This window comes from Luteimonas sp. A482, from assembly GCF_054072655.1.
The window spans coordinates 328,515-342,775 of sequence record NZ_JBSVRO010000003.1 but is presented as its reverse complement, the minus strand read 5'-3'; the positions used below and the strand labels follow the sequence as shown (position 1 = coordinate 342,775).

The 14,261-nt window shown below is 69.9% G+C and carries 10 protein-coding genes and 1 pseudogene; 3 read left to right on the top strand and 8 right to left on the bottom strand.

The annotated features are described in order from the left end of the window. Positions 1–94 precede the first annotated feature (94 nt). The 6 genes from ACW5DW_RS12205 to ACW5DW_RS12180 all read right to left on the bottom strand — a co-directional run bounded on the left by ACW5DW_RS12205 (position 95) and on the right by ACW5DW_RS12180 (position 7,214). Positions 95–961 (bottom strand): class I SAM-dependent methyltransferase, encoded by an 867-nt coding sequence (locus ACW5DW_RS12205; protein ID WP_457019190.1) that lies wholly within the window; start codon positions 959–961, stop codon positions 95–97. A gap of 391 nt (positions 962–1,352) precedes the next feature. Beyond that, on the bottom strand, positions 1,353–3,578 hold the full coding sequence (locus ACW5DW_RS12200; RefSeq protein WP_457019188.1) for an NADP-dependent isocitrate dehydrogenase: 2,226 nt from the start codon (positions 3,576–3,578) through the stop codon (positions 1,353–1,355). 153 nt (positions 3,579–3,731) lie between these two features. After that, the gene (locus tag ACW5DW_RS12195) at positions 3,732–4,214 is read right to left on the bottom strand and encodes a hypothetical protein (RefSeq protein ID WP_457019187.1); all 483 of its coding nucleotides are present in this window, start codon (positions 4,212–4,214) and stop codon (positions 3,732–3,734) included. Positions 4,215–4,265: 51 nt separating this feature from the next. Further along, positions 4,266–4,640: a LysM peptidoglycan-binding domain-containing protein gene (locus ACW5DW_RS12190; RefSeq protein WP_457019185.1), complete on the bottom strand. Its 375-nt coding sequence runs from the start codon at positions 4,638–4,640 to the stop codon at positions 4,266–4,268. A 147-nt stretch (positions 4,641–4,787) separates the two neighbouring features. Beyond that, entirely contained in the window at positions 4,788–5,600 is an 813-nt protein-coding gene (gene queF / locus ACW5DW_RS12185) for an NADPH-dependent 7-cyano-7-deazaguanine reductase QueF (protein ID WP_457019184.1), read from the bottom strand. Positions 5,601–5,909: 309 nt separating this feature from the next. Next, positions 5,910–7,214 carry an amidohydrolase gene (locus ACW5DW_RS12180; protein ID WP_457019269.1) on the bottom strand — a complete coding sequence of 435 codons (1,305 nt, stop codon included), beginning with the start codon at positions 7,212–7,214 and terminating at the stop codon, positions 5,910–5,912. 124 nt (positions 7,215–7,338) lie between these two features. Here ACW5DW_RS12180 and ACW5DW_RS12175 point away from each other — a divergent pair, with 124 nt between their 5' ends. Beyond that, positions 7,339–8,124: a TSUP family transporter gene (locus tag ACW5DW_RS12175; protein ID WP_457019182.1), complete on the top strand. Its 786-nt coding sequence runs from the start codon at positions 7,339–7,341 to the stop codon at positions 8,122–8,124. 152 nt (positions 8,125–8,276) lie between these two features. Here ACW5DW_RS12175 and ACW5DW_RS12170 read toward each other — a convergent pair whose 3' ends face one another. Next, the gene (locus ACW5DW_RS12170) at positions 8,277–9,572 is read right to left on the bottom strand and encodes an amidohydrolase (RefSeq protein WP_457019181.1); all 1,296 of its coding nucleotides are present in this window, start codon (positions 9,570–9,572) and stop codon (positions 8,277–8,279) included. Positions 9,573–10,161: 589 nt separating this feature from the next. Further along, positions 10,162–10,701: pseudogene (locus ACW5DW_RS12165) on the bottom strand (mechanosensitive ion channel domain-containing protein); the annotation flags it as partial. A gap of 245 nt (positions 10,702–10,946) precedes the next feature. Between ACW5DW_RS12165 and ACW5DW_RS12160 the strand changes: the two are divergent. Beyond that, on the top strand, positions 10,947–11,825 hold the full coding sequence (locus ACW5DW_RS12160; protein ID WP_457019180.1) for an HpcH/HpaI aldolase/citrate lyase family protein: 879 nt from the start codon (positions 10,947–10,949) through the stop codon (positions 11,823–11,825). A gap of 11 nt (positions 11,826–11,836) precedes the next feature. Next, on the top strand, positions 11,837–14,200 hold the full coding sequence (locus tag ACW5DW_RS12155; RefSeq protein WP_457019178.1) for a sodium:solute symporter family transporter: 2,364 nt from the start codon (positions 11,837–11,839) through the stop codon (positions 14,198–14,200). The last annotated feature ends 61 nt before the right edge of the window (positions 14,201–14,261 follow it).

Sequence of the window (14,261 nt, the reverse complement as noted above, 5' to 3'; positions counted from 1 at the left end):
TCTGGATTGGCGCGCGCGAGCGGGTGCCGAAGCAAAGCGCGCGGGCAGACGGATGTCGCCCGCGCGCGCGGTGCGGGCGGATCGCTGCTGCGGACTACTCGCGAGCGCGCTTCACGAAGCGCAGCGTCATCCGGTCGCTCTCGCCGATCGCGCGATACTTCTCCGCGTCCGCGGCGTCATGGTTGTTGCCCGGGGGCAGGGTCCACACGCCGTTGGGGTGGTCCCTGGTGTCCTTCGAGTTGGCGTTGACCTCGCTCTTGGCGTCGAGCGTGAACCCGGCGGCCTCGGCCATCGCGATCACCTGCGCCTCGCCGACGTAGCCGGAGCGGTCGTCGGCCGCCACGTCGGCCTTGGCGCGGTGCTCGACCACGCCCAGCACGCCGCCGGGCTTGAGCACGTCGAAGAAGCCCTTGAACATGCCCTCGGCCTGGCCGCTGCCGCGCCAGTTGTGCACGTTGCGGAAGGTCACGACGAGGTCGGCCGAGCCGGGCTCGCCGAACTTCGGCGCGGCCGGGTCATAGGCCACGACCGTGGCGCGGTCGAACTGCGCCGATGCGTCCGCGAACGTCTTCTCGATGCCGTCCTTGGAGCGCTGCGCATAGTCGCGGCGGCCTTCGGCCAGCGCCTGCGGATCGACCACCGCGGCCACGTAGCGGCCGCCTTCGCGCAGGTAGGGGGAAAGGATCTCGGCGTACCAGCCGCCGCCCGGGGTGATCTCGACCACGGTCTGGTCGGGTGCGATGCCGAAGAAGGCCAGGGTTTGGGCCGGATGCCGATGGGCATCGCGCACGCGGTTGTCTTCGCTGCGCCAGTCGCCGGCGATGGCGGCAGCGAGCGCGGCGTCGGCAGCGGGCTGCGCCGCGTCGGCAGCGTCGCTCGCGGGTTCGGCAGCCAGCACGGGCAGCGCGGTCGACAGGGCCAGGGCCAGCAGGCCGGCGCGGAGGATCGTGTGTCGGATCATGGGCGTGTTCCTGACGGGTGATCGCGCGAGGCTAGCACGGCTGTCCCGGGTGGATCCCGGTGCGTTGACGCGCCGCAGGGCAGCAGTGCAGGCCACGGATTTACGCGGATGACGCGGATCAGGCAGCAGCAGGCGAAGACTCGGTGCTGTGGGGACGTCCTTCAACACATCCGCGTTTGATCCGCGTCATCCGCGTCATCCGTGGCAGGGCATTGCTTCGGATGCGACCGCGCGGCGTCCACCGCAAACGCAGATCCCTCACTGCGTTCGGGATGACAGTAGACAGTGCGGTTGCGAGGTCCCCGCAGCACGTTGCACTCGGCGGCCGGTACAAACGCGAAGCCCGGCGCGATGGCCGGGCTTCGACGTGTAGCAGGCCGCTGGGCGCGCGCTACAGACCCGCCAGCGCGCTGTTGAAGGTGTCGCTTGGACGCATGGCCGCCGACACCTTCCGCGTGTCGGGACGGTAGTAGCCGCCGATGTCCACGGGGCGGCCCTGCACGCTGACGAGTTCGGCGAGGATCCGCTCCTGCTGGTCCGCCAGCGCGGCGGCCAGCGGCGCGAACTTCTGCTTCAGCCCGGCATGTTCGTCCTGCGCGGCCAGCGCCTGCGCCCAGTACAGGGCCAGGTAGTAGTGGCTGCCGCGGTTGTCGAGCTGGCCCACCTTGCGCGCCGGCGAACGGTTCTCGTCGAGGATGCGGCCGTTGGCCTCGTCCAGCGCCTTGGCCAGCGCCGGCGCCGCCGAGTTCAGCCAGCGCTGGCTGATGTGCTCGAGCGAAGCGGCCAGCGCCAGGAACTCGCCCAGCGAATCCCAGCGCAGGTAGTTCTCCTCCATGAACTGCTGCACGTGCTTGGGCGCCGAGCCGCCGGCCCCGGTCTCGAACAGCCCACCGCCGGCCATCAGCGGCACGATCGACAGCATCTTGGCGCTGGTGCCCAGCTCCATGATCGGGAACAGGTCGGTGAGGTAGTCGCGCAGCACGTTGCCGGTGACCGAGATGGTGTCCTCGCCGCGGCGGATGCGCTTGAGCGAGAGCTTCATCGCCTCCATCGGCGGCAGGATGCGGATGTCGAGCGCGTCGAGCGTGTGTTGCTTGAGGGACTGCTCGACCTTGGCGATCACCTGGGCGTCGTGCGCGCGCGCGCTGTCGAGCCAGAACACCGCCGGCGTGTGGCTCAGCGCGGCGCGATCGACGGCCAGCTTCACCCAGTCGCGGATCGCCGCGTCCCGGGTCTGGCACATGCGCCAGATGTCGCCAGCCTCGACCGCATGCTCGAACACCGTGTTGCCGGCGTCGTCGATCACGCGGATGGCGCCGTCGCCCGGCGCCTGGAAGGTCTTGTCGTGGCTGCCGTACTCCTCGGCCTTCTGCGCCATCAGGCCGACGTTGGGCACGCTGCCCATCGTCGCCGGGTCGAACGCGCCGTTGGCCTTGCAGTCCTCGATCACCGCCTGGTAGATGCCGGCGTAGCAACGGTCGGGGATCACCGCCTTGGTGTCCTGCAGCTTGCCTTGCGCGTTCCACATGCCGCCCGAGTCGCGGACCATCGCCGGCATCGAGGCGTCGACGATCACGTCGCTGGGCACGTGCAGGTTGGTGATGCCCTTGTCGGAGTTGACCATCGCCAGCGACGGCCGCCGTGCGTACAGCGCGTCGATCTCGGCGCGCATCGCATCACGCGCGTCGCCCGGCAGCGCGTCCAGGCGTGCGTACAGGTCGCCGATGCCGTTGTCGGGATTGAAGCCGGCCCGCGCCAGCGCGTCGGCGTGCTTCTCCAGCACCGGCCGGTAGAACTCGGTCACCGCGACGCCGAACATGATCGGGTCGGAGACCTTCATCATCGTCGCCTTCAGGTGCAGCGAGAACAGCACGCCCTGCGTGCGCGCGTCCTCGATCTCGCGGGCGATGAAGGCGGCCAGTGACTTGCGCGACATGCTCGCGGCGTCGACGATTTCGCCAGCCTGCACCTTCAGCGGAGCGCGCAACGCGGTCGTGCCGCCGTCGCTGCCGACGAACTCGATGCGCAGGCTGCCGGCCGCGGCCATCGTCGCGGACTGCTCGCTGCCGTAGAAATCGCCATCGTCCATGTGCGCGACGTGCGAGCGCGAATCAGCGCTCCACTTGCCCATGCGGTGCGGATGCTTGCGCGCGAACTCCTTCACCGAACGCGGCGCGCGGCGGTCGGAATTGCCCTCGCGCAGCACCGGGTTCACCGCGCTGCCCAGGGCCTTGCCGTAGCGGGCGCGGACGTCGCGCTCGCCATCGTCCCTGGGCTCGTCGGGATAGTCGGGCAGCGGATAGCCCTGCGCCCGCAGTTCGCGGATCGCGGCCTTGAGCTGCGGCACCGAGGCGCTGATGTTGGGCAGCTTGATGATGTTGGCCTCGGGCGTGTTGGCCAGCGCGCCGAGTTCGGCCAGGTCGTCCGCCACCTTCTGTGCGTCCGCGAGCCTGTCCGGGAACTGCGCCAGGATCCGCCCCGACAGCGAGATGTCGCGTGTCTCCACCGAGATGCCCGCGGCACCGGCGAACGCCTGCACGATCGGCAGCAGCGATGCAGTGGCCAGGAACGGCGCCTCGTCGGTGAGGGTGTAGATGATCTTCGGCGTGTCGGACATGGAGGTTCTCTTCTCGTCGAGCAGCGGAATGGCAAGCGCGCCATTGTCGCGCTTCGACGGGGATGGGGCAAAAGGCCGGGATATCCGGGGCGCCTGAAAACAGGAAAGCGCGGCTTTCGCCGCGCTTTCGATGGAGCACGAGGCTCGCGTGTGTCAGCGCACGTCGAACTCGCTGGTGTTGATCACGCTGCCGTCCTGCGACACCTCGACGCGGTAGCGGCCGGTCGGCCAGCCGTCGGGGTTGCTGATGTGGAAGTCGGTGGTCTGTGCGCCGGCGGCAACGTCCTTGGTTTCTTCGGCGACGGTCTGGTTGCTGTCCAGGTGGGTCCACTTCGCGACGAGGCGGCTGGGGGCGGTGCCGTCGGTCGCGACCGAAGCATGGATGGTGTCGCCGGCGGCGAACGAGGTCAGCGGCATCGCGATCGTGTTGTTGGCACCGATCGCATTGCCCAGGGTGACCGCACCGGAGGTGACGGCGGGAGTGGCCATCGGCGCCGGGGTCGGCGCGGTGGGCGCAGTCTCGACCGGCGTGACCGGCGGTACGACGGGTGCGGGCTCGTCCTTGCGGCAGCCAACGAGGGCGGCAGCGCCGACGACGGCGACCAGCAGGGCTTGCGAGAGACGGGTATGGCGCATGGTGTTGTCCTCTTGAATGGGGTCGTCTTGGATGGAGTCGTCAGGTCTGGATCAGGCCGCAGAGGGCGGTGGGGCCTTGCCTTCGCCGTCTTCCTCGATCTCGGGCAGCGTGATCACCTGCCCGGGAAAGATGCGGTCGGGGTTGTCGAGCGTGTCGCGGTTGGCCTGGAAGATCCGCTGCCAGTCGCTGGCCTTGCCGTAGACGCGCTTGGCGATGGCCGACAGGGTGTCGCCCTGCTCGATCGTGTAGCTGCGCGCGCCGCCCTGGTCGGTGGGCACGGTGTCGGCGCCGCTGCGGACATTGGAGAAATCGGGCTTGGCGCCAGCGAGCGTGCCGCCGCCGCCGCCCCCTTCCTGCCCGCCGGCCGGCTTGGTGTTGGCGCCGCTCTGGACGCTGGAAAAATCGGGTTTCCGGTCGTTGCTCATGCGCGGACGCTCCTCGCCAATGGGTGTGCGGGAGGACGGTGGCACGCGGGGCGTTAAGGGCGCATCGCGGCCCGGCAGCTGCGTCGTTCAGCTATGGCTCCCCGCGTTCGCGGGGATGGCGACAGTTGTTCAGAGGTTCCCTATTGCCTATTGCCGCGGATCGCGCCGGGGCGCCGGCGGCGGGCAGCCGGGCGTGGCGCGCCAGGGATTGATGTCCAGGCCGCCGCGGCGGGTGTAGCGGGCCTCGACCGACAGCCGCTGCGGCCCGCAGCGGGCCAGCAGGTCGACGAAGATCTGCTCGACGCACTGTTCGTGGAAACCGGCGTGCTCGCGGAACGAGACCAGGTAGCGCAGCAGGCTGGCGTGGTCGATGCGCGGGCCGCGATAGGCGATGTCGACCGTGGCCCAGTCGGGCTGGCCGGTGACCGGGCAGTTGGACTTGAGCAGTTCGCTGCGCAGGGTCTCGTCGGCATCGTCGCCGGGCTCGGAGCGGAGCAGGCCGGGATCGGGCGGGCCGTAGCTGTCGATCTCCACGTCCAGCGCGTCGATGCAGATGGCCTGGTCATCGCCGGACAGCGGCGGCAGGCCGAACCGGACCTCCACGCGCCCGCCGGCCGCCTGCGACAGATCGTCCGCGATGCGCGTGCGCACGCTCTCGTTATCGTCGAAGCGGGTGGCGTTGAGCGAGTTGAGATAGAGCTTGAGCGACTTGGACTCGACCAGGTTCGGGGTCGAGGCCGGCACGCCCAGCGTGGCGGTTGCGGCCACGGGCTTGCCGCGCGGGTCCAGCCACGACAGCTCGTAGGCGTGCCAGCGGTCGTGCCCGATGAAGGGCAGCGCGCCGGCCAGCGCCAGCGCCTGCCTGCCGGCCGCACGCGGGATCGGGAACAGCAGCGCGGGGTCGAAGTGCCGCGGATAGGCGACTTCGCGGCCGAGCAGCGAATCTTCGGGTCGGGACATGACCGCATTCTATCGTCGGGCGCGAATCGCCCGCGCCGGGTGAAGCGCCTTCGTGGTCGACCGCCCCCCGGATGCGGCCGTGGCCCTGGCCGGACGAGGTGTCGAAGGCGAAGCCGGCCACGGATTTCGCGGATCACGCGGATCACGCGGATCGAGGCGGGACAGGACGAAGCGAGCGGCCCGTATCCGCGTGATCCGCGTGATCCGTGGCAAAAGCCCCGCTCCAGGCGACGGATGCGAATTCAGGCCCGTGCCCGGCCCTGTCGATGACGCGGCGAGCCAGGCATGCAGTCTCTGGCCTTGTCCGCGTTACGGCTCGCCGGCGAGATAGTCCAGGCTCACCTGCAGCATCGCGCGCAGGCCGACATCGAGCGCGGATTCGTCGAGGAAGAATTCGGGCGAATGGTTGCTGGGCGCCTTCATCGGATCCTGGCCCGGCGGGGTGGCGCCGACGAAGAAGAACATCGCCGGCACCTCGCGCGCATAGAACGAGAAGTCCTCCGCGCCCATGGTCAGGCCCGGATCGATCACGTTGCCGGCGCCCACCACCTTCTCCAGGCTCGGCCGCATGCGCGCGGTGAGCTGCGGATCGTTGACCGTGACCGGATTGCCCTTGCTGTCGGGCACCTTGGCCACGGCGCTTGCGCCGTGCGCTTGCGCCACCTTGTCGGCGACATTGGCCAGGTCGGCGAAGACCTGCTGGCGCATGTCCTCGTCGAAGGTGCGGATGGTGCCGACCAGCTCGACGCTGTCGGGAATGATGTTGTAGCGGATGCCGCCGCGGATCGAGCCGAAGCTCACCACCACCGGCTGCCTGGAGATGTTCTGGCGGCGGCTGACGATGCTTTGCGCGGTGCCGACCACGTCGGCGGCAGCCACGATCGGGTCGATCCCGCCCCAGGGCCGCGAGCCGTGCGTCTGCCGCCCCTGCACCACGATATTGAAGCGGTCCGACGCCGCCATCAGCGGGCCGCCACGCACGCCGATCTGGCCTGCGTGGATGGTCGAGAACACATGCAGCCCAAACACCGCCTCGGGCTTGAAGCCGTCGAACAGGCCCTGCGCCAGCATCTCCTCGGCGCCGCCTTCCTCGCCGTCGGGCGGGCCTTCCTCGGCCGGCTGGAAGATGAAGAGCACCTCGCCCGCGAGTTGCTCGCGCATTCCCACGAGCGCCTGCGCCACACCCATCAGGATCGCGGTATGCGCGTCGTGGCCACAGGCGTGCATCACGCCGGTGGTCTCGCCGCGGTAACTTGCCGTGGCCGTGGAGGCGAACGGCAGGCCGCTGCGCTCGGTGACCGGCAGCGCGTCCATGTCGGCGCGCAGTGCGATGCGCGGGCCCGGTCTGCCGCCCTTGAGCACGGCGGTCACGCCGGTGGTGGCGATGCCGGTCTTCGGCTCCAGCCCCAGCGCGCGCAGGTGGTCGGCGACGAGCGCGGCGGTGCGGGTTTCGCGGTTGCCGAGCTCGGGATGCTGGTGGATGTCGCGGCGCCACTCCACCACCTGGGCCTGCAGCGTGCGCGCGGCCTCGGCCACCTCCGCGCGCTGTGCGTCCTGTGCGGTGGCCGGCAGCGACAGGCATGCGGCCAGCATGAGCGCCAGCAAGGTCGGCATGGGGCGGGGCTGGCGCATCGCGTCTCTCCGGTCGGGAATCCTCGCGATGCTACCGGATCGGGTTTGCTGCGCCCGCGTAGAATTGCCGCCTTCGCGCGGCGTTTGCGCGCACGCCTGGATTGCAATGTACGAAATCGCAGTGCAGGTGCTGGCGTGGCTGTTCCTGGCCGCGCTGCTGGCCGGCTTCATCGACGCGATCGCGGGTGGCGGCGGCATGGTCACCATTCCGGCGATGCTGCTGGCCGGCATCCCGCCGCTGCAGGTGCTGGGCACCAACAAGCTGCAGGCGGTGTTCGGCTCAGGCGCGGCCAGCTGGAGCTATGCGCGCGGCGGCCACGTCGAGCTGCGCGGGCAGTGGCCGATGGTGCTCACCGCAGCGCTGGGCGCGGCCGCTGGCGCGCTGCTGGCCACCGTCCTGCCCACCGACTGGCTGCACGCGGTGCTGCCGGTGCTGCTGGTCGCGATCGCGCTCTACTTCGGATTCAAGCGCGGCGTCGGCGAGATCGAGCGCCAGCGCCGGATCAGCCCGCTGCTGTTTGGCCTGCTGTTCGTGCCGGCGATCGGCTTCTACGACGGCGTGTTCGGGCCGGGCACCGGCTCGTTCCTGATGCTGGGCTTCGTGTCGCTGGCCGGCTTCGGCATCCTCAAGGCCACCGCGCACACCAAGTTCCTCAACTTCGGCTCCAACGTCGGCGCGCTGGTGGTGTTTCTGGCGGCCGGCGCGGTGATCTGGAAGGTGGGCCTGGTGATGGGCGCCGGGCAATGGATCGGCGCGCGCCTGGGCTCGCACTTCGCCATGCGCCAGGGCGCGCGCGTGATCCGGCCGCTGCTGGTGGTGGTGTCGATCGCGCTGGCGCTGCGGCTGCTGGCCGATCCGGCGCATCCGCTGCGGCAGTGGCTGGGGCTCTAGTGACCCGCCATCCGAAGTCCTGACTCGTGTCATTCCGAACCCGCGCAGCGGGTGAGGAATCTCGCTCTGTCAGGCCTGCGTCGGTGATCGAGATCCCTCACCTGCGGTTCGGGATGACAAGTTCAAACATCGTGGGGCCGGGCCAATAGGCCTCAGCCGCCCGCGAGGAAATCCACGGTGGCCTGCAGCATCGCGCGCACGCCCAGGTCGAGTGCGGACTCGTCCGGTGCGTACTGCGGCGAGTGGTTCATCGGTGCCGATTCGAGCGGCTGGTCGCGCGGGGTGGTGCCGACGAAGAAGTACAGCCCCGGCACCACGTTGGCGAACTGCGAGAAATCTTCGGCGATGGTGTAGCGCGGCACTTCGACCAGGTTGCCCTTGCCCGCGGCGGCTTCCAGCGAGGGGCGCAGCCGTTCGAGCAGGGCCGGATCGTTGCTGGTCGAGGGTGCGTTCGCCGCCACTTCAAGCGTGGCCGTCGCGCCGCTGGCGGCAGCGAAGTGTTCTGCGGTGTTGCGAAAGCGATCGATCACGTCCTGGCGCACGCCGGGATCGAAGGTGCGCAGCGTGCCCACCATGGTCGCCTCGTCGGGAATGATGTTGAAGCGCGTGCCGCCCTGGATCTGTCCGGCGGTGAGCACCACCGGATGCGCGGTGATGTCGACCTGGCGGGCGATGATCGACTGCGCGCCCAGCAGCACCTGCGCGGCAACGGTGAGCGGATCCACGCCCGCCCAGGGCTGCGAGCCGTGGGTCTGGCGACCACTGATCTTCAGCGTCCACTCGTCGGCGCTGGCCATGAACGGGCCGGCGCGCACGCCGAGCTGGCCGGCGTGCAGGCGCGACCACACGTGCAGGCCCATCACCGCGTCGGGCTTGAAGTCATCGAAGATGCCTTCGTCGAGCATGCGCTTCGCGCCCGCGACCTCGCCCGCCACCGGCGGGCCTTCCTCGGCCGGCTGGAACACGAACATCACCTCGCCGGCCAGCTGTTCGCGCATCCCGGCCAGTGCCTCGGCCACGCCCATCAGGATCGCCACGTGCAGGTCGTGTCCGCAGGCGTGCATCACCCCGACCGGCTGGCCGCGATACTCGCTTTTCACGGTGGAGGCGAACGGCAGCCCGGTGGCTTCGGTGACCGGCAGTGCGTCCATGTCGGCACGCAGGGCGATGCGCGGACCGGGCTTGCCGCCCTTGAGCACGGCAGTCACGCCGGTCGGACCGATGCCGGTGCGCGGCTCCAGCCCCAGCGCGCGCAGGTGATCGGCGACCACGCGCGCGGTGCGCACTTCCTCGTTGCCCAGTTCCGGATGCTGGTGCAGGTCGCGGCGCCACTCGACCACTTTCGGTTGCACGGCGTGCGCGGCGGCGTCGATGTCGGCCGAGACCTGCGCCAGGGACAGCGCGGGGACGAGTGCAAGTGCGAGCATGGCGAGGACGGGACGGGGCATGGGGATGTCCGTGGCACGGGAACCCGCATCGTATGCGAGCGCGGTGCCCGTGGCGGGCCGTCGCGCACGGATGACGCATTCCGTCCAGGATGACCCGAAGCCAACGGGTGTCTTCCCGTTCTGACCGTGCGTGTCCCGAAGCCGTGCTTTGCAACAGCCGCCGCCTGGACAGGCGGGGATCCAGTGACCCCAAGCCGTGGAGGTCAAAGCCATTGGATGACCGGACGTTCGTCCGTTACAAAGCGCTTCCCGCTTGTTCACAGGTTCCCCAGCCGAAGGGACGACATCCAGGTTGCGATGCCGGAGGGACCGGGGCGGGGGTAGCGCAAGCGGCACATGGATGTGCCGCGGCCGCGAGTGCGGACACGGACGTCTGCCCGAGCGGTGCGCTACCCCCGCCCGGGGCGCTGCGGCCCATCCGAAGCGCCCATCCGAAGCGGCCGTCGGCCTACAGCACGGCACCCGTTACGCGCTACGGAAAATTGCCCATCACCGCACTGCCACCGCCGCCGCTCGGCGGGCGTGGGCTGCTGTCGTCGCCAGCCGAAGGACCCGTGGCGGTGGCCTGGAGCTGCGGCGGCGGCTCACCGCGCCAGCGCCGGGTCGCGCGCTGGAAGAACAGGCTGTTGGGCACGCGCAGCACGCTCTCGCCGCCGCCGGGATGGGTTTCCTCAAGCGTGACGTACACCAGGTTCATGTCGATCACCCGCCCGCGCAGGCCGACCTTGTCCCCGCTCTCCACCAGCTCGATGTGGTCGAGCAGGCGAAACGGACGCGTGATCAGGATCAACAGCGCACAGAACACGTTGGTCAGCACGCTCCACAGCGCGAAGAACGCGACCGCCGCGACGGTCGCGAAACCGGTGAACGCGCCCCACAGCACCCCACCCGACACCCCCAGCACGCGCAGCACCAGCAGCAGCGCGGCAAAGCCCACGAAGAAGCCGATCGTGCGCCGGGCGATGATCACGATCTCGGCCGGCAGCTCGTAGCGCCGCGCCACCCGCCGCACCAGGCGCAGCAGCAGCCAGCGCAGCAGCAGCGCGCACAGCACAATCAGCACCACCAGCACCAGCGCGGTGATCTCTCCCAGCCAGGACTGCAGCCAGGGCGGCAGGAAACGGGTCATTGCGGCCCCACGCAGCCGGTTCTGCGCGGACGCGCGCCGGTGTGGCCTGGGACGGGAGCGGCAGGGGAAGGCGGGCGCATGCAAATTCCAGCCGGCTCGCGGCGCCGGATCGAGGGCGGCAAGCTTGCAGCAGAGGCCCTGCGCCGGCAAGCGCGAACGCAAGCAAAATTATCTTCTGAACATCCCGGCGCCGTCTTTGATCGCGATGTGGATTGCGCACACTGGCCGCGATTGCGGGAGACGTGATGCGCAGCAAGCTGTTCGTACCGGGCGGGCGCCCGGATCTGTTCGCCAAGGCATGTGCGAGCGCGGCCGACGCGGTGTCCTTCGACCTGGAGGACGCGGTGGCCGAGGACCGGAAGGCCGAGGCGCGCGCCGACGTGGCCGCGTTCCTGGCCGTGCATCCGTCCGCCGCCACCGCCAAGCGCAGCATCGTCCGCGTCAATGCGCCCGACAGCCCATACTTTGCGGCCGACCTGGCCGCGATCGTGCCGGCGCAGCCCGACCTGATCAACGTGCCCAAACTCGAATCCGCCGCGCAGGTGCGCGAAGTGGCCGCGCAGCTGGAGCGCGTGGCCGAACGCACGCTAGGTGCCGCTGTTCCGGGCCTGCTGCTCAATATCGAGACCCCGCGCGGCCTGCGCCACGCGGCCGAGATCGCGGCCGCGCATCCGCGCGTGGCCGGCCTGCAGCTGGGCCTTGGCGACCTGTTCGAAGCGCAGGGAATCCGCCGCGACGACCCGGCCAACGTGCACGCTGCGATGTTCCGCGTGGCGCTGGCCGCGGCCGAAGCCGGCGTCTTCGCCTGTGATGGCGCGCATCCCGACTTCCAGGAGCCGGCCGGCTTCGAGCACGAGGCGCGGATCGCGCAGGGGCTGGGTTTCGTCGGCAAGAGCTGCATCCACCCGGGGCAGATCGCCTGGGCGCATGCGGTGTTCACGCCCGACGAGGCCGCGCTGGCCTGGGCGCGCAAGGTGGTGGCCGCCGCCGCCGAGGCCCGCGCGCAGTCGCGCGCGGCGTTCGCGGTCGACGGGCGCATGGTCGACCCGCCCTACCTGCGCCGCGCCGAACGCCTGCTGGCCCAGATGGGCCCATCCGGCGCCTGCGACGCCGCCGCATCGTGAGGTCGACACGCATGCCGGGCTGGTCCCGGCCAGGGGTGATGCTGGCATTGCTGCTGGCCCTGATGGCCAGCGCCATGTTGCCGGTCCATGCCGAGGGCGTGGTCGAGACCCGGGAGACCGAGCTGCCGCGGCTGCCGGCGGGCGCCAATCCGGCCTCCCTGGCGCTGCTGGCCGGGCAGGTGGTCGCCACCGGCGATGGCGCGGCCTGGGCGTTGGCCCCGGACGCGACGGCCTGGCGGCAGGTCCAGCTGCCCGACGATGCCGGCGCGCAATTGCTGGCGTCCGTCGGCCAGGGCGCCCGCGCCTATCGCCTGATGGGTGACCAGCAGCTGCAGCGGATCGAGGACCTGTCCTGGTCCGGCGACCGCTTGGTGGCCAGCGAGCTGCCCATGCTTCCCGAGCCGCTGCGTGCGCCGCGGGCGGCGGTGCTTGGCGACAGCCTGCACGTGGCCGGTCTGGACGAAGACGGTCGCACCCGGCTGTGGGTGCTGGCCACGGCCGGCAAGGGCAGCTGGCGTTCGCACGACGGCTGGCCCGGCGATGGCGCGCCGCAGGCCCTGGTCGCGCAGAAGGCCGCGCTCTACCTCGCCGCCGCCGATGGCGCGCTGTGGCGCTGGACCGCCGACGCGGGCTGGTCGCAGCGCGGCGAGTTGCCCGGCCCGGTGGTGCGGGGCCAGGCCAGCCCGATCGGACAGGCGCACCTGCTCTACCTGCTGGCGTCGCCGGTGGGCGAGCAGCCGCGCCTGTTCCATGTGATCACCGACGCCTGGTCGGACTGGCCCGGGACGACGCCGTCCACGTCCGCCGGACTGGCGCGCGGCAATGGCGTGCTCTGGGCCGGCGCCGACGGCAGCCTGGTCGAGACCCGGCTGCACGGCGGCAAGCACCTGCTGCGCACGCTGGACTGGGTGGTGATCGTGGTCTACCTGGCCGCGATGCTCGCCATGGGCTTCTGGTTCTACTTCCGCGACCGCAACGAAAGCACTTCGGACTTCTTCGTCGGCGGGCGCAGCATCCCGTTCTGGGCCGCCGGCATCAGCCTGTACGCCACCAACACCAGTTCGATCAGCTTCATCGCGATCCCGGCCAAGGCCTTCGACACCAACTGGCAGTACATGACCAACAACCTGATGGCGGTCGTCGGGTTGACGTTCGTGGCGGTGTGGATCGTGCCGCTGCTGCGCCGGCTGGACCTGATGAGCGTGTTCTCCTACTTGGAGACGCGCTTCCATCCCGCCATCCGCATGCTCTCCAGCGCGCTGTGCATCGTCATGCAGGTCGGCGCGCGCATGAGCGTGATCCTGTTTCTGCCGGCGCTGGCCATCTCCACCATCACCGGGCTGGACGTGGTGTGGTCGATCCTGATGATGGGGGTGTTCACCATCATCTATTCCACCGTCGGCGGCTCCAAGGCGGTGATCTGGACCGACGTGGTGCAGGTGGTGGTGATGTTCGGCGGCGCGCTGTTCGCGGTCGGCTTCATCTTCTGGCACTCCGGCGCCGACCTGCCGCAGCTGATGGACGCGGCCGCGGCGCAGGACAAGACCAAGCTGCTGGATTTCAGCTTCGACCTGACCAAGGCCACCGTCTGGGGCTTCATCTTCCTGGTCCTGTTCGACGTGGTGCTGACCTTCCCCAAGGACCAGGTGCTGATGCAGCGCACCCTGTCGACCAAGGACGACAAGGCCGCGGGTCGCTCGATCTGGGCGTTCGCCGCGATCATGATCCCCGGCGGCGTTGTGTTCTACGGCATCGGCACCGCGCTGTGGATGTACTACAGGAACAACCCCGAGCGCCTGAACCCGCTGCTGCCGATCGACGCGACGTTCCCGCTGTTCATCGCCGCCGAACTGCCGTCCGGCGTCACCGGCCTGATCATCGCCGGCATCTTCGCCGCGGCCATGTCCACGCTTTCGAGCATCATCAACTCGGTCGGCACCCTGGTCTCGGTGGATTTCTACCAGAAGCTGGCCAAGGCCCCGAACGAGAAGACCTCGGTGCGCGTCGCCGAGTGGGCGGGTGTGATGGTGGGCGTGGCCGGCATCCTGATCGCCCTGGTGATGAGCCGCTACGACATCCAGTCGCTGTTCGACGTGTCGATCGAGATGGCCGGCCTGCTCGGCGGCGGCTTCGCCGGCGCCTACACCCTGGGCATGTTCACCCGGCGCGCGAACTCGCCGGGCGTGGCGATCGGCGTGGCCGGCTCGATCGTGATCACCGTGGTGTGCTGGACGATGGACCTGGTGCACCCGTATTTCTACCTGGCGATCTCGATCGCGCTGTGCATCGTGATCGGTTACATCGCCAGCCTGTTCTTCCCGCCGCCGTCGCGCTCGCTGGAAGGGCTGACCATCTACACACCGGCCCCAGGCTGAACCCCGGCGACCGGCAACGGCGGCGCGCGCGGCACGCGGGTGTCATCATGGCGTCCGCATT